Origin of the sequence: Candidatus Bodocaedibacter vickermanii (assembly GCF_014896945.1) — a bacterium.
GTDB classification, from domain to species: Bacteria; Pseudomonadota; Alphaproteobacteria; order UBA6184; family UBA6184; genus Bodonicaedibacter; species Bodonicaedibacter vickermanii.
This window is the reverse complement of record NZ_CP054719.1, coordinates 1,096,869-1,117,132: the sequence shown is the minus strand read 5'-3', so window position 1 is coordinate 1,117,132 and position 20,264 is coordinate 1,096,869. Positions and strand designations below refer to the sequence as shown.

General features: G+C 41.1%; 16 protein-coding genes. 7 read left to right on the top strand and 9 right to left on the bottom strand.

The genetic code is table 11. The features are described from left to right. Positions 1-989: 989 nt before the first annotated feature. The 8 genes from rpmH to groES form a co-directional block, all read right to left on the bottom strand. The gene (rpmH, locus tag CPBP_RS05100) at positions 990-1,124 is read right to left on the bottom strand and encodes a 50S ribosomal protein L34 (RefSeq protein WP_350331787.1); all 135 of its coding nucleotides are present in this window, start codon (positions 1,122-1,124) and stop codon (positions 990-992) included. A 56-nt stretch (positions 1,125-1,180) separates the two neighbouring features. Then, entirely contained in the window at positions 1,181-2,884 is a 1,704-nt protein-coding gene (locus tag CPBP_RS05095; protein WP_434057611.1) for a 30S ribosomal protein S1, read from the bottom strand. 158 nt (positions 2,885-3,042) lie between these two features. Continuing rightward, a complete protein-coding gene (gene cmk / locus CPBP_RS05090) occupies positions 3,043-3,693 on the bottom strand; it encodes a (d)CMP kinase (protein WP_350331785.1) in 651 nt (216 codons plus the stop codon). 447 nt (positions 3,694-4,140) lie between these two features. Next, positions 4,141-4,398: a hypothetical protein gene (locus CPBP_RS05085; protein ID WP_350331784.1), complete on the bottom strand. Its 258-nt coding sequence runs from the start codon at positions 4,396-4,398 to the stop codon at positions 4,141-4,143. Between the two features lie 59 nt (positions 4,399-4,457). After that, a complete protein-coding gene (gene tnpA, locus CPBP_RS05080; RefSeq protein WP_350331445.1) occupies positions 4,458-4,895 on the bottom strand; it encodes an IS200/IS605 family transposase in 438 nt (145 codons plus the stop codon). A 136-nt stretch (positions 4,896-5,031) separates the two neighbouring features. Next, positions 5,032-5,517 carry a hypothetical protein gene (locus CPBP_RS05075; protein ID WP_350331783.1) on the bottom strand — a complete coding sequence of 162 codons (486 nt, stop codon included), beginning with the start codon at positions 5,515-5,517 and terminating at the stop codon, positions 5,032-5,034. Between the two features lie 113 nt (positions 5,518-5,630). Next, complete coding sequence (gene groL, locus CPBP_RS05070; protein WP_350332616.1) at positions 5,631-7,265, bottom strand: chaperonin GroEL; 1,635 nt, start codon at positions 7,263-7,265, stop codon at positions 5,631-5,633. Between the two features lie 17 nt (positions 7,266-7,282). After that, positions 7,283-7,570: a co-chaperone GroES gene (gene groES / locus CPBP_RS05065; protein ID WP_350331782.1), complete on the bottom strand. Its 288-nt coding sequence runs from the start codon at positions 7,568-7,570 to the stop codon at positions 7,283-7,285. Between the two features lie 160 nt (positions 7,571-7,730). Here groES and CPBP_RS05060 point away from each other — a divergent pair, with 160 nt between their 5' ends. The 5 genes from CPBP_RS05060 to CPBP_RS05040 all read left to right on the top strand — a co-directional run bounded on the left by CPBP_RS05060 (position 7,731) and on the right by CPBP_RS05040 (position 11,088). Then, positions 7,731-8,192, top strand: coding sequence for a hypothetical protein (locus tag CPBP_RS05060; RefSeq protein WP_350331781.1), 462 nt, complete (start codon positions 7,731-7,733; stop codon positions 8,190-8,192). 228 nt (positions 8,193-8,420) lie between these two features. Then, complete coding sequence (locus tag CPBP_RS05055; protein WP_350331780.1) at positions 8,421-9,140, top strand: hypothetical protein; 720 nt, start codon at positions 8,421-8,423, stop codon at positions 9,138-9,140. A gap of 252 nt (positions 9,141-9,392) precedes the next feature. Further along, the gene (locus CPBP_RS05050; RefSeq protein WP_350331779.1) at positions 9,393-9,863 is read left to right on the top strand and encodes a hypothetical protein; all 471 of its coding nucleotides are present in this window, start codon (positions 9,393-9,395) and stop codon (positions 9,861-9,863) included. Between the two features lie 246 nt (positions 9,864-10,109). Further along, a complete protein-coding gene (locus CPBP_RS05045) occupies positions 10,110-10,391 on the top strand; it encodes a hypothetical protein (RefSeq protein ID WP_350331778.1) in 282 nt (93 codons plus the stop codon). A gap of 253 nt (positions 10,392-10,644) precedes the next feature. Next, positions 10,645-11,088 (top strand): DUF2569 family protein, encoded by a 444-nt coding sequence (locus CPBP_RS05040; RefSeq protein ID WP_350331777.1) that lies wholly within the window; start codon positions 10,645-10,647, stop codon positions 11,086-11,088. A gap of 44 nt (positions 11,089-11,132) precedes the next feature. Here CPBP_RS05040 and CPBP_RS05035 read toward each other — a convergent pair whose 3' ends face one another. Next, positions 11,133-11,585 carry a VOC family protein gene (locus CPBP_RS05035; RefSeq protein ID WP_350331776.1) on the bottom strand — a complete coding sequence of 151 codons (453 nt, stop codon included), beginning with the start codon at positions 11,583-11,585 and terminating at the stop codon, positions 11,133-11,135. Positions 11,586-12,147: 562 nt separating this feature from the next. Between CPBP_RS05035 and CPBP_RS05030 the strand changes: the two genes are divergently transcribed. Then, the gene (locus CPBP_RS05030; protein WP_350331775.1) at positions 12,148-17,574 is read left to right on the top strand and encodes a leucine-rich repeat domain-containing protein; all 5,427 of its coding nucleotides are present in this window, start codon (positions 12,148-12,150) and stop codon (positions 17,572-17,574) included. Between the two features lie 6 nt (positions 17,575-17,580). Then, positions 17,581-19,638, top strand: coding sequence for a hypothetical protein (locus CPBP_RS05025; protein ID WP_350331774.1), 2,058 nt, complete (start codon positions 17,581-17,583; stop codon positions 19,636-19,638). The last annotated feature ends 626 nt before the right edge of the window (positions 19,639-20,264 follow it).

Genomic DNA, 20,264 nt, shown 5'->3' with positions numbered 1-20,264 from the left:
AACTGTTGAAAGTGATCAGAAGAGGTGTTTAACGATATTAAAATCACCCACTTAAACACCAAGCTATGAATGTTATAAAAAACTTCATATTGTGTAAAATAGTCGCATATCTATTACTTAATTCATACATATCTGTATGATTGACACAATTAATCGGTTTATCAATGATTTTCCCTGTTCTATTGATTTGTTGTCAAAAATATTCTTTTTCTAATCACTTTCAACAGTTGTGGTGTCTAGGGCGGGGGGTGCGCAAAAATCAGAAAAATTAAAAAAGTGTTAACCTTTATTAATTCGCAGCGTGCCAACCTGCAGTTGCCAGGGATGATCCCCGGACTCCTTAGGTAAGATCCGGTGTGTTTAGGCACGAATTTTAAATAACGAAACCCGCGAGTGAGGCATGATGCTACACCCACTAGGTAAGATCCGATAGATTAGACTGCTGTGATTTGAGACACGTTGTAAGAAATGAAATTCCCGAACTGCTGCAAAGTTATTTTTCTAACAATCAACATCAAAATTAAACTAGCCTGACTATATAGCTAAACACGCATAAAACGATTACGCAGAGCCTTTTGATCCACAATCCCCAAAGGGGCAAGAGGGAGCAAACCTGCGCCGTGTATGATATAGCTTGATTCACATAAAATGGTTATAGATCTCTTCAGAGATATCCGCGAAATCATTCGAATATTTAAAAAATAACATGGTCGTTTTATAAGCAACTAGCTATAGGGTAAAAAGGTCCTAGGTATCTCCTTGATAACGAGGTTCTCCACGATTTACAGATGGTAAAATTGTCTCCAAAGTATCGCAAAATTCATTTTTTTCTTTCGGCGCAATGTGTCAACTTTATCCGTGTTTGGCTATATATCAGATGATGGTTAACGCTGAATAAAATAAACATTTCTCACACTCAAAACAAAAACAGACCTAGAGTAAAACTCTAAGCCTGTTTTTGAATTTAATAGTACCGAAATACTAAAAAACTAAGCGCACAAACGATGACGTCCTTTAGCGCGGCGACGCGCCAATACTAAACGACCGTTTTTTGTTGCCATACGCGCACGGAAACCGTGGCGGCGCTTGCGAACTAATTCGCTGGGCTGAAATGTACGTTTCATAGCATTTACTCCAATTAATCACATTAACCAAGGGAGAGAAACCCCTCCCCCGAAAACTACTTTTTACCTTTAACGTCTAAGTCTGCATCACGCATTGCAGCACCCAAGATATCACCAAGGCTCGCGCCTGATCCTGTTCCGCCGTACTCTGCGATTGCTTTCTTTTCTTCTTCAAGTTCACGTGCTTTGATCGACAAGATCACTTTACGTGAGTTCTTATCTACGTTCAAAACAATCGCATCAATCTTTTCACCTTCAGCGAAACGATCCACACGTTGTTCACCACGATCACGTGATAAATCAGCCTTACGAATAAAGCCTTGAGCCCCTGTAGATGTCACCACATCAATACCACCTTCTTGTAAAGCAGTAACGGTACATGTAACAACAGCACCCTTCTTTACTTCACGAGCAGTTGATTCAAATGGATCTTTTTCCAAGTGCTTCATGCTTAGGCTAACACGGCCACGTTCAACATCAACTTCACGAATCACAGCTTTTACGCTATCGCCTTTTTTGAATTCAGCAATAGCCTCGTCGCCTGATTTTTCCCAGCTGATGTCATCTTTGTGAACCATACCGTCGATCGTATCGCCAACGCCAACAAACAAACCGAACTCTGTAATGCTGCGTACTGCGCCTTCAATTTCAGTTCCAACTGGATGATTCTTTGCAAAAATCTCCCATGGATTGTCTGAACATTGCTTTAAGCCCAGGCTAATACGACGTTTTTCAGTGTCGATATCCAAAACTAACGTTTCAACTTCGTCACCAACATTCAAAATCTTTGAAGGATGTACGTTCTTTTTTGTCCACGTTAATTCTGTATAATAAATTAAACCTTCTAAACCTGATGCGATTTCAACGAATGCACCAAAGTCTGCGATATTTGTTACTTTACCCTTAACCTTTTCGCCAACTTTAAAGTTTTCAGCTACTCCATGCCATGGATCGTTTTGCAACTGCTTTAATCCCAAAGAAACACGACCTGTTTCTTTGTTGTAACGCGTCACAACAGCTTCAATTTTAGATCCGATTGTAAGAATATCAGATGGGTGATCCACACGACGCCATGACAAATCTGTCACGTGCAATAGACCATCAATGCCACCTAGATCGATAAACGCACCATAATCAGTGATGTTTTTAACGATACCAGTCACTTTGTGACCTTCTTCTAACGTCTCTAACAATTCAGCACGTTGACCATGATTTGCAGATTGTTCTAAAATAGCACGACGAGATACAACGATATTTCCGCGTGGGCGGTCCATCTTAACGATAATGAATGGCTGATCAATGTACATTAAATGATCGATATCACGGATAGGTCTAATATCTAATTGGCTGCCTGGTAAAAACGCAACGATACCTTTAACGCTAACGGTGAAACCACCTTTAACACGTTGAGTAATTTGACCAACAACTTGCTCGTTCTTTTGATGGCTTTTTTCAAGCTCAATCCAAAGAGCTTCGCGCAGTGCGCGTTCACGACTCAGAACGATTTCCCCGTTCTTGTCTTCCATCCGTTCTACGTATACATCAATTTCATCGCCGATACGTGGGTCAGCAGATCCGTCCATTGTGAATTCTCTACGAGAAATTCGACCTTCGGATTTTAAACCTACGTCTACGATTGCAAATTCATTCTCAAGACGTACAACACGTCCTGTTATAACGCTACCTTGAGATAGTTTTCCCTTAGCAAAGGATTGTTCAAGAAGCTCAGCGAAATTCTCGATGTGCTCTTCTTTTGCCATATTTGTCATTATGTTAGTTGTCCCTTCCACTGCTGTTGCAGTTCACGAAAATAAAGATCTACCGCGCTCAAAACTTAGACTTGCTAAATTTCACCCTATTACTTGATTTATAGAGTTTGCCATAGATCCGGTTAATGATTAAAAAATCATTCGGGATGCTAACACGTCACAAGATATTTTTCAAGATACTTTAATATACGCTGCACACTTTCATCCGCAGTTTCTTCCGTCGTATCAATAATGTACGCATCTGGTGCCGCCTTCAACGGCGCAATCTCTCGCTTTTGATCTCTCAAATCACGTTGAACGATTTCTTCTTCTAATGACTTTAAATCTGCGGGAGCATATCCTCGCTCTACCAATTGATCATATCGGCGCTTTGCCCTTACATCTGGGGTGGCCGTGATAAATAGTTTAAATTTAGCATCAGGAAACACAACAGTTCCAGCATCACGCCCATCAATGATGATACTTTTTTCAGCAGCCTCAACATAATCACGTTGGTATTGATTCGCTCTTTCTCGAACGGATCGCAGCACACCAATCTTTGATGCCGCATCAGAAACCTCAGACGATCTAAGCTTATCAGACGGCTCTAACTTAAACTCTACATTAGATAGCTTAACAGTAATAACGTCGCACACCGCAGCTTCATTAGTCAAATCAACCCCAGCTTCTAAAGCCCAAGCCGCCAGCTGTCGATACAACAATCCAGAATCTAAGTAATAACACCCTAAACGTTGTGATAGTTTTGAACCTATTGTTCCCTTGCCCGCGGCCGAGGGTCCATCAATCGTAATTACATCCATATGTGTGTCTCCGTTAATAAAGCACTCATAATCTGTAAGTAAAAATCTTGCAAGTTTTTTTTACACGTTGAAAAATATTTATTTTTTTGCTACAGAAATCAAAACAAACCTCAAGAGTTAAGAAGTTATACCCATCAGGCTCTAGCCCTACATTTTTGGACAGCCGTATATAACGGCTATTACAAAGTTGCTTACAAAATTGCGGAAGTTTTATTTGCAGACTTTTTGCCCCAAAACTTGAAACCGTTTCTGAACCTATCGAATCGTACCGATGCAGAAATTGTTCCTGTTTTATCAACCTTTTATTCTCTGCTAGCAAGAATTGATTGCGATGATTTTTCACCAACAGACCTCGATTGTTTTTCAACGCATGCTGCGAGGTTAAGCCAATAAAAACCCTTCCAATTAAAAGGTTATCCCCTTGAGCATAGTATCCGCCCACTAAAACTAGCCTAGTCTATTTGCCCTATGATTCACAAACTCCTCAGCCTTTCTAAGGGATTCTTCTTTATCATTTATATCTTGCGCTATTTTTGCTTGTCTAGCCCTCTCCCTCTCCAACCGATTAGCCTCTCGCTCTTCAGGGGTTGAAAAAATTACGTTTGCTGATTGACGAGCGTGTTCAAGCGTTGCAATTTCTCCAGATTCTACACACACTTGTGCCATCATTTCACGCGCTTCATTGCGATGCACCGTTGGGTTCATAGACTCAACCACTACCAGCTGAAGCTGGTAGGTTGTAATTACAGACTGGAAGTCTCTGACTACTCTAAAGAGATATTAGAAAGGTTATTTGACTGGAAAGAGTCCGTATGATTGTTGATGTAGGCATTAATGATGTCATCAGTAACATTGCCGCTCGTTGAACTAAAGAACCCTCGCCCCCAGAAGTGTCTTCCCCAATATTCTTTCTTGATATTAGGAAACTCCTGCTGAATCTTTCTTGACGATCGTCCCTTTGCTATTTTTACAAATTCACTGACCGATACGTGGGGAGGTATTTCTACAAAAATATGCACATGATCTGCTGACAACACGCCATTGCAAACCTTAACACCCAGTTCATCAGCAACCTGTGCGATCACCTCACGCACTCGTAATCTTAATTCACCACTTAGAACTCGTTTACGATACTTGGTGATCCATACTAAGTGATATCTATGGTAAAATACGGTGTGGCTGGTTTTGCTATAATCTGTCATATGATACCCGTCGCGTTTCTCAAGCGCTAGCGCTTGAAGACTAAGCTAGGGTATCATATTTACTCCTTTTTTTCAATACCTCGCCTCTTTTCCTTTACCAAGGACTGAAGTCTTTTTCGCCTGGAAGGCGAAGGTTTTAACCATAAAGGGGACTATAAAACGCACGTATCGCAGCCTGGCGAATTTCTGGTGTCGAGGCTTTATCATTAATAAACAATCGTATTACAGGAGTCGCCAATTCTGCCTGCCCCAATTCATACAGCATTGAAGCTGCCATAATTTTCTCTGCAGAAATCGTTGGGCTATTAAGCTGCAACAAGAACCTTAACACAATAACAGCTTCGTTTGGACAGCCAAGATTCATCAGCACCCGCCCACTAGTGATAACTTGAATAGGGCTCGCCTCAATACTCTTTGGATCACTAATTAATACTCTAACGACACCGCTCATACGCTCTGCCGCTTGCGCTCTTTGGTATTCATTAAGGACGCTACCCTCAGGATCGCTGGCTTTAATTTGCAGCCATACCCATGCTAGTTTTTCCTGCTCGTCCCAGACAATCTCACTACCCAACGCACTTGAAATTGCTAACGCTGCTATTAACACTGATTTTTTAAACATTTCGACCTCCAATCAACCATGCCTTCTCTTTTTATAAAAAGATCTTACTCCAAAAGTCAATCGCAATAAAAAAAACCTCCCAGAAGGGAGGTTCTCTTAGGTGCTAAAAAGGATTACATCCCCATCATGCTTGGATCCATGTGCGGAGCCCCAGCCGCAGCCTTTGGTTCTTCTTTCTCAACAATCATTGCTTCTGTTGTGATCAACAATCCAGATACTGATGCTGCGTTTTGAAGCGCAGAACGCACAACCTTTACAGGGTCAATGATTCCAGCTTTTAACATGTCAACATATTCATTGTTTTGAGCATCAAATCCAAAGTTAACATCTTTATTTTCTGTAATTTTATTCACAATCACAGATGGGTCAATCCCCGCATTAATTAAGATTTGACGCACCGGTGCCTCTAATGCTTTGCGGATAATATCCACACCCACTCGTTGCTCTTGGTGGTCTAATTTTATTGTTTCTAACGCTTTAATTGCGCGCAACAAAGCAACACCACCACCAGGCACGATACCTTCGGCAACAGCAGCACGCGTCGCATGCATCGCATCTTCAACGCGATCTTTCTTTTCTTTTACTTCAACTTCTGTTGCGCCACCCACACGAATAATTGCAACACCACCTGCTAATTTAGCTAAGCGTTCTTGTAATTTTTCACGATCATATTCCGAATCGCTGTTTTCGATTTGTTGGCGAATTTGGTTGCAACGCGCTTTAATATCATCAGATTTTCCAGCACCATCAACGATTACTGTATCATCTTTTGATACAACGATACGCTTTGCTGTTCCCAACATATCAACCGTAATTCCATCTAACTTAACGCCCAACTCTTCAGAGATCATCTGACCGCCTGTTAATGCAGCGATGTCTTCCAACATTGCTTTACGACGATCACCAAATCCAGGAGCCTTAACCGCAGCAACACGCAAACCACCGCGCAATCTGTTTAATACAAGGGCAGCTAATGCCTCGCCTTCAACATCTTCTGCGATAATCAACAATGAACGGCTAGATTGCAAAACGCTTTCCAATACTGGAACCAATGGTTGCAATGACGTGATTTTCTTGTCATGGATCAACACCAATGGATTGTCCAACTCACACATCATTTTTTCAGTGTTTGTTGCAAAGTATGGCGATAAATATCCACGATCAAAACGCATACCTTCAACAACTTCCAATTCCGTTGCCAATGATTTTGCTTCTTCAACAGTAATCACACCATCTTTACCAACTTTTTCCATTGCTTTAGCCAGCATATCGCCAATTTCACGCTCGCCGTTTGCTGAAATCGTACCAACCTGAGCAATCTCTTCATTGGTGCTAACTTTCTTTGCACTGTTCTTTAAATGCTCAACCACAACTTCAACAGCATGGTCAATACCACGTTTAATGTCCATTGGGTTCATTCCCGCTGCAATAACCTTGTGACCCTCAGTCAATATTGCCTGAGCCAACACCGTTGCAGTCGTCGTACCATCACCCGCGATATCAGCAGATCGAATTGCTGCTTCACGAACCGTACGCGCACCCAAGTTCTCAAACTTGTCTTCTAAATCGATTTCACGAGCAACCGTCACACCGTCTTTGGAAATTTTTGGCGCACCATATGATTTTTCGATAATCACGTTACGTCCTTTTGGACCATACGTCACCTTTACCGCGTCTGCCAAAATTTGTGCTCCACGAAGGATCTTTTCGCGCCCTTTTTCTGCAAATAGAATTTTCTTAGCCATAATATATATCCCCTATTTAATTAGTTTAAAATTCCTAAAATATCTGATTCTTTCATGATGATGAAATCTTTACCATCAATCGTCACTTCGTTTCCGCCCCATTTAGCAAACAAAACCTTGTCGCCAACTTTTACGTTAAGAGGCAAAACAGTACCGTCTTCTTTGCGGATACCATCGCCCACAGCAATCACGTTACCTTCTACTGGTTTTTCTTTTGCAGCATCTGGAATAAAAATTCCACCGGAAGTTTTCTCGCTGGATTCTTGGCGTTGTACAAGCACACGATCGTGTAATGGTTTAAATGTCATGGTTATCTCCATTGATGTTAATTTTAGCTATCCTTCATTATATTCACTTTAATATGAATGTCAATAGCACTCTTTTATATAGAGTGCTAACTTAAAATACAAAAATTAAAAAAAAGTTAATCTTACTTTGCTAAACTAATCTAAAAAAGAAGGAAGAGTGATGTTAAATTTAATACGAGCGATTATTATCATAGGCGCGGGCGCATCTCAACAAACGCATGCTGTGTACTCCGGGGGAGTTGAAAATCAAGGCGTTCAAATTGCATTACAAGAATTCGCAGCTGCAAACGCAAACTTAGCAGACAAACCCATATCCCGCGCAACACACACGACGCCGATATCAAGAACTATATTAGGAGGCTCAATTCAAGAACAATATGGAGGCTCAATTACAGCAGGAAACTCAACTCTATCAAGATACCCAACTATAGCAGGAAACTCAAATGCATCAGGAAACTCAACTCTATCAAGATACCCAACTATAGCAGGAAACTCAATTGCACCAGGAAACTTAAACACCCTTAACGGGGATGATATATCTAGCATAAATGTTACGATAGAGCTTATCGAACTCTATAGGCAGCGCTCCTTATTAGCAAACAAACCCACGCTACGATGGTAGTATTTTAGAGCTTTTTAAGAGTTCTCGGCATTAAAGTATTCCTTAAGTAATACGGATTGTGTTTCACTTAATTTGGATAGACATCTCATTTCGTTTCTATTTTTTGAGACAAGCTATATTTTGCTATCTCTTTTGTGAAGACGAGTTCTTAGAATCAAAATTAAGAAAAGGTTAATCCTTATCAAGTATACTTCAATAAAATATTTATTTTCCCAGGGAAAATCTCACATGTTGTTTAAATCTTTATTAATAATTAGCACATTTTTTATGCCTACATTAACAGCTATGTCAAGATCAATACAACCGAACATAGATTACCCTCCTTACTCTGAACCCCTCACAACTTTAGAAGAACAACGCAATAGCGTTTCTTTTTTAACTACCTTCAACCCTAAGTCTAAGAACTTAATTCCGTTAAAAAGCTTCTTATCTCGCGTACACTCCACCTTAAGCAAAATGCAAGTTAGATATTTAAGCGTAGACCCTAAGGAAGAACTTGCCGCATATGAAACGTTACATCGATTCAAACTTGAACATCTTGAACTATTGGAAAAAGAGCATAATTCTCGGCTTTGGAGCGCAACTCCGCAATCTAATGAAACACACGCCCCAAGCATAACTAGAACCATAGTTGACGCAATCCTACGAACCCCCGACACACTAAAAGAGTTCAGAAAAATCATTAAACACATTCAGTATGTTGACACGATTCTCCTAACCCCTGAAGCACTAAAAGAGTTCGAAAAAATTATTAAACACATTCAGTATGTTGACCTTTCAAATTACGAATTTATACAAGTATTGATGGAAAATATTGAGGCAATCATGAGTGAAGATTGTGTACTGTCCGACATATCAGGACACTCAAATACCTCTAACGGAGATGATATATCTAGCATAGGCGTTATGAGAGAGCTTATCGAACTTTATAGGCAGCATCCTTATTAGCAAACAAACCCACGCTACGATGATAGTATTTCTGAGCTTTTTAAGAGTTTTCGGCATTAAAGTATTCTTTATTAAGTAATAGTCATTGTGTTTCACTTAGTTTGCGCAAACATCCCATTTCGTCTCTATTTTTTGAGACAAGCTATATTTTGCTATCTCTTTTGTGAAGACGAGTTCTTAGAATCAAAATTAAGAAAAAGTTAATCCTTGAGCGCTATATTTTTTAAAAAGAAACACACGACAGAAAAAACAATGCTTAAAATTGCCTTAATCTTATGCCTAGGTTTAGCCCCTAATGTATCAGCTTCCATTGCAACAGCTGTTGCCGGTGTTAGAGTTGCACAAACAGCAAGGGGTCTTTTGGTGGAGAATGTTACCAGCTGGAGAGAACGCGACCCTTATTCTGGTGTTATACAAAATTCAGGGATCACCGCAACTGACACGAGTAGAATGAACGCTATCAATCGAATTTTAGCTAATTCAGCTCACATCTCTCGTGAATCACATGACGCTCCAATAGAAGCACAGTTAAGAGAAGCACGGTTCTGGGAAGAACAAACGGAACAATTAGCGGCGGCTAATAGACTACGCGCCCTCTTGCGCAATTTAGATCCAGCTCAAATCCCCCTAGAATTGCGCCATTACTTTCAAACAGGACAATCAGCAGTATCTTCAAATTCAAATCAAGAAACTGCATCATCCCCCCCTACCCAGTCCAAATAAGTTTATTTTATCCGAAAAACAAATTGATAGTATATTAGCAATTCAAGCAACTCTTAATTTAGACCCCGGCAGAACAGGCGCAGAGTTTACCGATTTTGAGCGTGGAGTAGGTATTGCACTTACTCAGATTGCACCCAACGGTATGGAGGAAATGATGAAGGTACTAGGCTTTGTATTTTCGCAAGAACGCGCTCAAGCAATCCTAAACGCTATAATTGAAGATGCTTAATCAACAAAGGAAAAAACATGATTTTAAAAATTGCCCTAACCACATTTGTAACTTTGATCCCTGCCATATCCGCTATGATTATAGACATTCCACCAGCAAGACTCAATACTTCACAAACGACAGCACGTAATCTCACCTCATTTGAAAATCTGGCAAACACAGAAACACGACCATTCAAAATAGTTGTGGCACAAGCTAAACCTGAAACAGCCACCAACCCTGAAAATTCAACGATTGATCACTTAGAAGTCGTTAGGGAAATAGCTGGTTTGAGTGGATGTACAAACTGTGCTCGTTAGGAATACCTGACGATCCAGAATGGAAGCAGATGGATGCGCGCCAACTAGAAAGTTTGTATCGTTTCCACAAGACATTTCTTGAGATGAAGGAAGAACTAGCCCTCCGCGGTTTTTAGAGGGAGCAAGCGAATAACTAATAATCACAATATTAATGTGTCAATCTTTGAATACAACAATCAAAGATTGACACAAATCTTATCCCTCAATACAGTTGCTTTTTTATGGAAAAAACACCATGTCATTATTGACCTAATTGCTTTTCATCGTACTAACCATTACTGGTTTCGTCATTTCAATTATAAAAGCAACGCCAAGAGCCGTTAGCTCTCACCCCTTAGGACTAAGCGGCTTATTGATAGCATTAATATTATTTTTAGCGACCTCAACCATAGCCGAGATACATAGAGAACTGTTCGGCAATTCTTTCTTCCCCCTTACATTAACCCCCATCGTTTTTAACGTTTTTTTAATTGTATCTTTGCTGAAGAAAAAAACATACTACCCTTGGTGTCAAATCACTGTAAGCAGTTTAAACATAACAAATGAAGTATTAATGCATTTTATGCGGTTACATTATTTTAATCACATAGAAACAAAAATGCTGATTGCTGTCTTGTTTTTTAAAATCCTACCCTCAGCAATAATCATTGCCTATCTTTTAAACTCTAAACGCGTCAAAAATACTTTTATATATTAGCAGATAAGATCCCCCACCTAAATGGGGGGAAACTTCGACACGCCTTAACAGCAATCGCCTGTATGAGTATGTTGATGCACAATCTTGCCTGTATATGTGGCAAATGACCATTCGTAACCATCTAAGTCCATAAGCCTAGCATAGCGGTCACCCCAAAAACTATCCTCAGGTTTATTTAAGCTTTTGGCACCTGCAGCAACGGCTTGTTCATAGAACTTATCGACGTTTTCAACATAAATATACAATCCCATTGGCGACATAACACCAGACGATGTGGGTGTTAAATGCGGCATACCAAATGCACCTTCTGGTGTTAACATAATGGTCACTTCACCCAGTTGCAACATTGCATGCTGAACATCGCCGTTTTCATCCACAGATGTATTGTCTAACTCTGTAAATCCAAATGCAGCTGTATAAAACTCAATCGAGTCTTTACAGTTTTTAGCAACAACACAGGGCAAACATTGTGCAAATTCTTTTGGTTTCCAAGACATAAGGGCTTCCTTTCATTTGTTGAATTTCAGTCATAAACCTATAACAAACGTTATGAAAACACCACCACTATTTATCCATCATAGCAATCTGAAAATACGACAACGGCACAATCAATACCCCTGAAAGCATTATCGATTCCAATAAAGCCTACCTAGAACACTTAAGGTGCCGAATTAAGGATGACCCCTTCCAGTAGGTTGGAGGGAACTGAAGGGGTCTGTGACTAGCCAGGGGCAGCTGGCTAATGTATTCATAGTATCGATCAAGAATTAACAAAAGGTTAACAAAAAGATGTATTTTAAAAATAGTTTCTACACCCCGCAAGGTCTTGTCACACTACGTTTTTGGTCTCATGCTCCGATGGGGCTCTCCGCGAATGACCCACTTTGCTGGAGACCTTTCGCCGTAAAACCTGCTTAAAAACCTCATGCCCAATATCTTGGTTGCCACCGCTGGCTCCTGCTAACCATATTCGTAATTACACATCCTACTGATCTTAATAAAAATTTAAGAAAGCCCCGCTAAACTAAATAAAAATAAATACAAAACAAACGGTTGATTATGGAAAATGATAAAAAGATTCTAGCCCTTTTATTGGGCTCTGCTTGGTTTTCTTCCTCTAATGTTTACGGAGATCTGTCTGTGTTGCGTTCTCACACACAGGGTGAGGCAGCCTACGAAACAATACACAAACAAGCTATATTACAACGTCAAGCAACTCTTAATTCTATAACAGAAATTTTAAATGCGTTGCCAACCTACAAGAATAAAAAACAATCTGAAAAAGACAAATTTGCTGCATTATACACAGCCATTGTGTTAAGCGCACCTGAAGCCAGCAAGACTCTGAGCTTCACAAACGACGAAGACACTCCGAAATTGGAACCGACAGTCAGTGCTGCTCTGACCAAGGCTTTAACACAGGTATTAACGTCGCCCAAAGCAGATAAAATTTGGAACGATTCTGTCTCTCAAACCGCATCTATCGATAATTTATTATATAAAAGTTTGGTGAAACCTTTAAAATTTAACAGCAGCTTGACTCTAAAACCTTTTGCCGAAAAAAAAGAACACGTGGATACGCCTCCGGCTAAACAAGTTGCTGCGCCCGCAACCCCTATTACACATCTGGTGTATACGGGTCAGGATTTAAGTCAGTACCCAAGTTTAATCAGCATCAGTATTACGGTGGATCAGCTGCGCGGGAGTAAAGACATTATCTCAACAAAACCTTTAAACATTATCGTTACAGGAGATGCAACTGGTGCTCCACTAAACACTCAACGACTTGCAGTGCCAAACGCAAAAATTGATCTGTCTGCAGTTACTGGACTAGGTATCAGATTAGATCTAACAGGGTTAAATGCTAATATTACAGCGGTCGTTCTTCCCGCCACAGTAAAACTCTTAATTGTCCCGTCTGCTATAAAAACGGTAAACGGAAAAAGCATTCTGAAAACACTCACACTTACTGGAAATGGAACATCATTACCAACATGGGCAACAGACGGTTCATTAACTGCAGCAAATGCAACTCTGGATCTGTCAGAAATGACGGGGTTACCAGCAACATTAAATCTATCGGGATTAGATTCTAAGATTACAAACATTATCCTTCCACAGACGGTAACTGCGATTCAAAACCTACCCACCACCGTAACGCATCTGACAGCAAATGTTCCATCTTTTGCATCCATTGGGGCTTATAATACTGCTTGGAATGCCACCAGCACATTCCCAACACACATCACTCATGTAACAGTTTCGGATTCAACCACAACGTCGATTTCTGATTTTTTCTTATGTAATTGCAATACACTTATGTCTATCACTCTTGCTAGATTAACTGCAGTTACATCGGTTGGCAATTATTTCTGCTATAGCTGTACTGGATTAACCTACGCTAACCCTACTGGATTAACAGCTACTCAAACAATTGGTCAATCGTTTTTCGCTGAATGTATCAAATTACCCAGCGTCTTCCTTCATCAACTATTTTATGTTCAAACAATTGGCAATGGGTTCTTTTCTAACTGTACCGCCTTAACCAGCATCAACCTCACTGGATTAACAAATGTTCAAACGATTGATCAAGACTTCTTTAAGGATTGCGACAAATTAGTCACCTTAAACATGCAGGAAGATACTGGAGCAACACTATCACCGGCAACAATAAGTGCTATTGCAACACAGCTAGCCAATAAATTTACCAGAATCAACCTTAACGGAAATGCAACGTCATTACCAACATGGGTGAATAACACTTTGATAACTGCAGCAGATGCAATACTGGATCTGTCCGCAATGACTGGGTTACCCACAACATTAAATCTGTCGACTATTAGTTCAGATATTACGAAACTGGTCATTAACGCAAGCATACAACCTACGGGGATAACAGACCGACTAACCATACTCAAGCTTACGGGCAATGCAACCACAGTTCCAACATGGGCAACAAATGGATCATTGACCGCAACTGGTGCAACATTAAATCTGTCTGCACTGACAAACTTACCTCCTACGTTAGCTCTAACAGGATTAAACTCTGATATTACAACAGTAACCTTGCGTACCAATATGACAACCCTAACTATCCCGTCTACGGTAACAACGATAAGCGGAGTTTCTGGATTAACCCGTATAAACCTTACAGGAAATGCAGCCACAATTCCAACATGGGCAATCAACGGAACATTAACTGCAGTAAATGCAACTCTGGATCTGTCTGCAATGACTGGAACTACTGTTGATTTAACAGGTATAAATGCTGATATCACAACGATAATCTTGTCTAACACAGTAACAAACTTAACTATCCCGTCTACTGTAACAAGCATAAGCGGTATAACCGGACTTACCACACTCAACCTTACCGGCAATTTAAATACTATCCCAGCTTGGGCAATAAATGGATCATTAACAAACACGAATGCAACATTGGATCTGTCAGCAGTGACAGGGTTACCTGCAACATTAGATCTATCTGCAATGACGGGATTTAGCGCAGAAATTACAAGAATAATTGTGCCCGCGAATGTGACCACAATAACCATGTCCGCATCTTCAACAGTAACTGTTCAGCTTGCAGTTGGGCATCTCGGATTGACCCACATCAACCTTGAAGGAAATGCAAACACACTCCCCACCTGGGCAACAGATGGGTCATTAACTGCCGCAAATGCAACTCTGGATTTATCAGCGATGACAAATCTACCCGCAAGACTAGATCTAACAGGATTAAATACCGATATTACAGGACTGACCATTAATATAGGCGTACAACCTACAGATATATCAAACAGACTCATCAGCTTAAAACTTACCGGCAGTGGTGCATCTGCACCAACATGGGCAACAGACGGGTCATTAACTGCAGCGAATGCAACTCTGGATCTGTCAGAAATGACGGGGTTACCAGCAACATTAAATCTATCGGGATTAGATTCTAAGATTACAAACATTATCCTTCCACAGACGGTAACTGCGATTCAAAACCTACCCACCACCGTAACGCATCTGACAGCAAATGTTCCATCTTTTGCATCCATTGGGGCTTATAATACTGCTTGGAATGCCACCAGCACATTCCCAACACACATCACTCATGTAACAGTTTCGGATTCAACCACAACATCAATCGGTGATAATTTCTTACGTAATAATACAAATTTAACCAGCATTAATCTTGGTAAACTAACAGCTGTTACATCGATTGGGACCGGGTTTTTTGATGGATGTACAGCATTAACCAGCGCTGATTTGAGTGCATTAATCGCTATAACATCTATTGGTAGTGGGTTCTTCTACAACACACCCATTTTTGTCACTTTAACCGCAAAGGCAAATACGGGAGCCAATGGAACGCTATCACCAGCAACTGTAACTGCTATTACAACGTCAACAGCCAATAAGCTCACCCGCATTAACCTTACCGGCAATGCAACATCATTGCCTGCATGGGTGAATAACAACTCAATGACAAAAGACACTGGTGCAACACTGGATCTGTCGACAATGACCGGGTTACTTTCACCGTTAAATCTAACAGGACTGAATTCAGAGATTACAACAGTAATATTACCTGCGAATGTGACGGAAATAACTACAGACGGATCCTCAACAGTAACTATTCAACTTGCCAGTGGGCATACTGGATTGACCCGCATCACCCTTACCGGTAATGCAAACACAGTTCCTACATGGGCAACAAATGGCGCATTGACAAAAGATGCCGGCGCAATACTCGATCTGTCTGCAATGACGGGGTTACCAGCAGTACTAGATCTATCAACGATTAGTGCAGATGTTACAAACCTTATCCTTCCAGAAACGGTAACTACGATTCAAAACCTACCTACCACCGTAACGCACTTGACAGCGAATGTTTCAGCCTTTGCATCCATTGGGGCTTATAATACTGCTCCCGATGCAACCAGCACATTCCCAACACACATTACACATGTAACAGTGGTGGATTCAATCACAACGTCTATTGGGGATAACTTTTTAAATAGATGTATTCATCTTGTAAGCATAAATCTGCATCAACTTACAAATGTGACATCAATTGGTAAAGAGTTCATTTCCACATATGATTCCACACTTCAAAACATTGATTTAAGCGGTCTAACACATGTTACAACTATCGGAGATTGTTTTCTTCAAGAATGCTCCGGATTAACACGCGTTAACCTAAGTGCATTAACAAATGCTCAAACGATTGGTGATGGGTTCTTCTACAGATGTAACGGATTAGCTAGCGTTGACCTCAGTGGATTAACTGCTGTTCAAACGATTGGTCAATACTTCTTCTATGGATGTTCCGGATTAAGCAGCGTTGACCTAAGTGCATTAACAAAGGTTACATCGATTGGTGATGGATTCTTCTTAAGATGTATCGGATTAACCAGCGTTGACCTCAGTGCATTAACAAATGTTCAAACGATTGGCATTTGGTTCTTCTATGAATGTACCGGATTAACTAGCGTTAACCTCAGTGGATTAACCGCTGTTCAAACGATTGATCAATACTTCTTCTATGGATGTTCCGGATTAACTAGCGTTGACCTCAGCGCATTAACCTCCGTGACATCGATTGGCGGCTGGTTCTTTCAAAAATGTATCGGACTAACCAGCGTCAATCTCACTGGATTAACCGCTGTTCAAACGATTGGTAATGGTTTTTTCTATGGATGTACCGGATTAACCAGCATCAATCTCAGCGCATTAACCTCAGTGAAAAGGATTGGTCAATACTTCTTCTTAAGATGTACAGGCTTAACTAGCGTCAACCTAAGTGGATTAACCGCGGTAACATCAATTAGTACCGATTTTTTCTATGGATGTACCGGATTAACTAGCGTTGACTTAAGCGCATTAGCAAATGTTCAAACGATTGGTAATTGGTTCTTCTATGGATGTACCGGATTAATCAGCGTTGACCTAAGCGCATTAACAAATGTTCAAACGATTGGTGATGGGTTCTTCCGTGGCTGTACCGGATTAACCAGTATCAACCTCAGTACATTAACGAATGTTACAACAATTGGTTCTATGTTCTTTGATGGATCCACCGGATTAATCAGCGTTGACCTAAGTGCATTAACAAATGTTCAAACGATTGGTAATTGGTTCTTCTACAACACACCCATTTTTGTTATTTTAACCGCAAAGGCAAATACGGGAGCAAATGGAACGCTATCACCAGCAACTGTAACTGCCATTACAACGTCAAATGCCAATAAGCTCACCCGCATCAACCTTACCGGAAATGCAACATCATTGCCAGCATGGGTGAATAACAACTCAATGACAAAAGACACTGGTGCAACACTGGATCTGTCGACAATGACCGGGTTACTTTCACCGTTAAATTTTGCAACGATTACGAATGCTGAAATTAAGACGCTTATCTTGCCTAGTGGAGTCACGCAATCTAACACAGGAGGCTGGACAAATTCGTCTGGCACAACATGGACACGGTGATAGATCATGAAACAACGAAATAACAACAAGAAAGAAATAACCATGAACATTCGCACAACTTTATGTTTAACTGTGTGCAGCATGGCACTGATGTCGGGCTGTGGTGATACCTCGAAATCTGGATCCAACACTCCAACTGGGGAACAGCCGTCTCAATCTGCGGCGCCATCAAATTTAACCGAATTGTTGACGCCCGAACCTGTTGTGCAACCCCAGGGACAGCCTGAACAAAGACCCTTAAACGCAGCTGTATATATCTACAACAGCCTAATGGAAAAACCAAAAACGCCAGTTGAATTAACCGACGGCGCCTATTTCATGACACTGGATTCATACCTGCACTGGGTTGAAAACCAAAAGGCTCTAAACATCGCAGGGTCCGCGCCTCACTCTATAAATGCAACACAAAACCTGAACAAAGTGCCCGACTCAGATTCATCTAACGGCGTTATCATGGACGTGTGGGGCGATTCTGCCAAAAACAAGGGACACTTTCAACTGAATACTGCGGCAACATTCAGTGTTATGGACTTAAAAGATGCTGATTTAAAAGTAACTGGTTCCGGCAATCTTACAGCACTTGCGTTACGTTTTGAAAACGCACAGGTATCCATCAGCCAAACTGGTAACATAACCACGCATGCGCTATATGTGGATACAAACTCTGTGGTAACTAACGGCAATAATATTAGATATGTCCCAGATGCACTGTCACAGTTTGGGATGACAATGCAGCAGTTAAACGCCAATAAACACAGACGATTTCCCTGGGCAACCGAGGGAGAGTTTATGGTGGCAGGACGCGTCGATCACTTAATATTAACGCCTGGCGTAAAACTATACACCCAAGATAGAACAGCACGTATTGATCTTGTGGATCAACAAGGCGGTACCGTTGAATTAACCAGCAGCGCCCCGTTTAATGTCAGCACGTATATGGTTAGCCAGGCAGGTGGAACCTTAAATGTTGTGTGGGACACGCCTTCAACAACACCGTTAATGCAAGCTGAATATACTGATATTAAATCACCAGTTTCAGTAACGTTGACTGAATTGGATGGATCGATCAAAATCGGTGACAAAGTTGTATTAATTGAAAGCAAACGCAGCAAACCGACACAATTTATACAGGGAATGCAAACATTTGCAGCTTCGTTTGATTTGACGAACAGCACCGACGACACTACAAAGGCTAACCGTCTTACGCTGACACTAACAGGCAAAGGATTAAAAGCAACGGGACTTTCCCATACAGAAACTCAGATTGCGCATCAACTGCTTAGCCAGGATGAAGCAACGGGGACATTGCGTACGGCTCTACTAGATACAACAACAGCTCAAAAAGCTTTGCATGATATAACACAAGGATCACACTTATCGGCCATTCGATCCGTTCCGTTAACTTTTGATGGGTTGCGCGATGGTGATCAATACAGAACCGAAACAGGAATTTTCCAAGGCACGTATCACACAGGCCTTGAAACCCAAAACACAGCAGGTCTGAATGTAACGCAAAATGCGCGAGTGAGTGTCAGCGTTACACAACCAACCATCAGCCTGCCACACTCCAATATAGGCGCCATGCATGGTCAATATAAACAGGTTGGGATTGATGGGTTTTCCAGCGTCGATGGAACCCTAAACGGAGCAAGCTTGGGAGTTCACCATGGTAATATATCTGACGGATATGCGGCACTCAATGTCTCAACACTGCACCATGCACGGCATGGTGCCAGCAATACCGTCTTTGGACAATTAGATGTCAATACAGTTAATGAAACTCACGTTTTGTGTACTGCAACCCTTAAAAAGCGCACTGCAAACGTTGATATTTCAGCGCAAGTTTTCACAGAAATATATGCAGCTAGATCGTCTTACATGGCAACCCTTAACAATGCCAATCTATCAATACCCTCAGAGATCTTGCCTTTAACTTATGGTATGCAGTTTCAAACAGCATTTACCTATGATTGCGGACGCCTTACTGCAGGGTGCGGTCTAACAAAAGACATCTCGTTGGGATACTCTCTCTCTTTTAACCTATCCTTCGATATGGAAATGTAAGGAAAATCAATGGTTTTGAAAGGGCACACATCCTTTGATGAAGCGAACTCAAAACTACCGTGTTCCAAATGTACTTTCTCCATCAGCGACATGACTTTGAATTAAATCAGAGTCATGTCGATTGACGAGTATTTTTAATTCGATTGCTTAATCCCTAAACTGAAAAGTTCTTACTCTTCAGCGTGACAGTGGCAACGTACCGCCAGGGATGATCCCTGGACCCATTAGGCAGCGTGACAGTGGCAACCTGAGGTTGCATCCTATGGATAGATCCAATTCGCACAAGCGCGGATTATAAAAGCAATGCCGTAAGCCGACATCGTCACGTTGGATCCCTACGATCTTCTCACACTATGTGCGTTTAGTTATAAATACAATTTGAAAAAATTATATTCCGTGTCAGCACACACCCGATACAACCTATAGGATCCAACGGCACGTTGGCAGCGTCACACTGGACTCCTTTGGAATTTTTTAAAAAAATTGAATTTTTCTAGCTGCTGGTCTCGCGCCCCCGATGGGGCCCTCCCATCATCATTTACTCAGTGCGTGTCCTCCCCCCGCCACCACTACGTAATACAATTGGTATCTTTCAAAAAAATCGTTTTTGAAAAGTTACACGTCTT

What these genes read in the sequence shown, in the direction of transcription:
- rpmH (WP_350331787.1), bottom strand. Translation starts at nt 1,124, where the DNA reads ATGAAACGTACATTTCAGCCCAGCGAATTAGTTCGCAAGCGCCGCCAC.
- CPBP_RS05095 (WP_434057611.1), bottom strand. Translation starts at nt 2,884, where the DNA reads ATGGCAAAAGAAGAGCACATCGAGAATTTCGCTGAGCTTCTTGAACAA.
- cmk (WP_350331785.1), bottom strand. Translation starts at nt 3,693, where the DNA reads ATGGATGTAATTACGATTGATGGACCCTCGGCCGCGGGCAAGGGAACA.
- CPBP_RS05085 (WP_350331784.1), bottom strand. Translation starts at nt 4,398, where the DNA reads ATGAACCCAACGGTGCATCGCAATGAAGCGCGTGAAATGATGGCACAA.
- tnpA (WP_350331445.1), bottom strand. Translation starts at nt 4,895, where the DNA reads ATGACAGATTATAGCAAAACCAGCCACACCGTATTTTACCATAGATAT.
- CPBP_RS05075 (WP_350331783.1), bottom strand. Translation starts at nt 5,517, where the DNA reads ATGTTTAAAAAATCAGTGTTAATAGCAGCGTTAGCAATTTCAAGTGCG.
- groES (WP_350331782.1), bottom strand. Translation starts at nt 7,570, where the DNA reads ATGACATTTAAACCATTACACGATCGTGTGCTTGTACAACGCCAAGAA.
- CPBP_RS05060 (WP_350331781.1), top strand. Translation starts at nt 7,731, where the DNA reads ATGTTAAATTTAATACGAGCGATTATTATCATAGGCGCGGGCGCATCT.
- CPBP_RS05055 (WP_350331780.1), top strand. Translation starts at nt 8,421, where the DNA reads ATGTTGTTTAAATCTTTATTAATAATTAGCACATTTTTTATGCCTACA.
- CPBP_RS05050 (WP_350331779.1), top strand. Translation starts at nt 9,393, where the DNA reads ATGCTTAAAATTGCCTTAATCTTATGCCTAGGTTTAGCCCCTAATGTA.
- CPBP_RS05045 (WP_350331778.1), top strand. Translation starts at nt 10,110, where the DNA reads ATGATTTTAAAAATTGCCCTAACCACATTTGTAACTTTGATCCCTGCC.
- CPBP_RS05035 (WP_350331776.1), bottom strand. Translation starts at nt 11,585, where the DNA reads ATGTCTTGGAAACCAAAAGAATTTGCACAATGTTTGCCCTGTGTTGTT.
- CPBP_RS05030 (WP_350331775.1), top strand. Translation starts at nt 12,148, where the DNA reads ATGGAAAATGATAAAAAGATTCTAGCCCTTTTATTGGGCTCTGCTTGG.
- CPBP_RS05025 (WP_350331774.1), top strand. Translation starts at nt 17,581, where the DNA reads ATGAAACAACGAAATAACAACAAGAAAGAAATAACCATGAACATTCGC.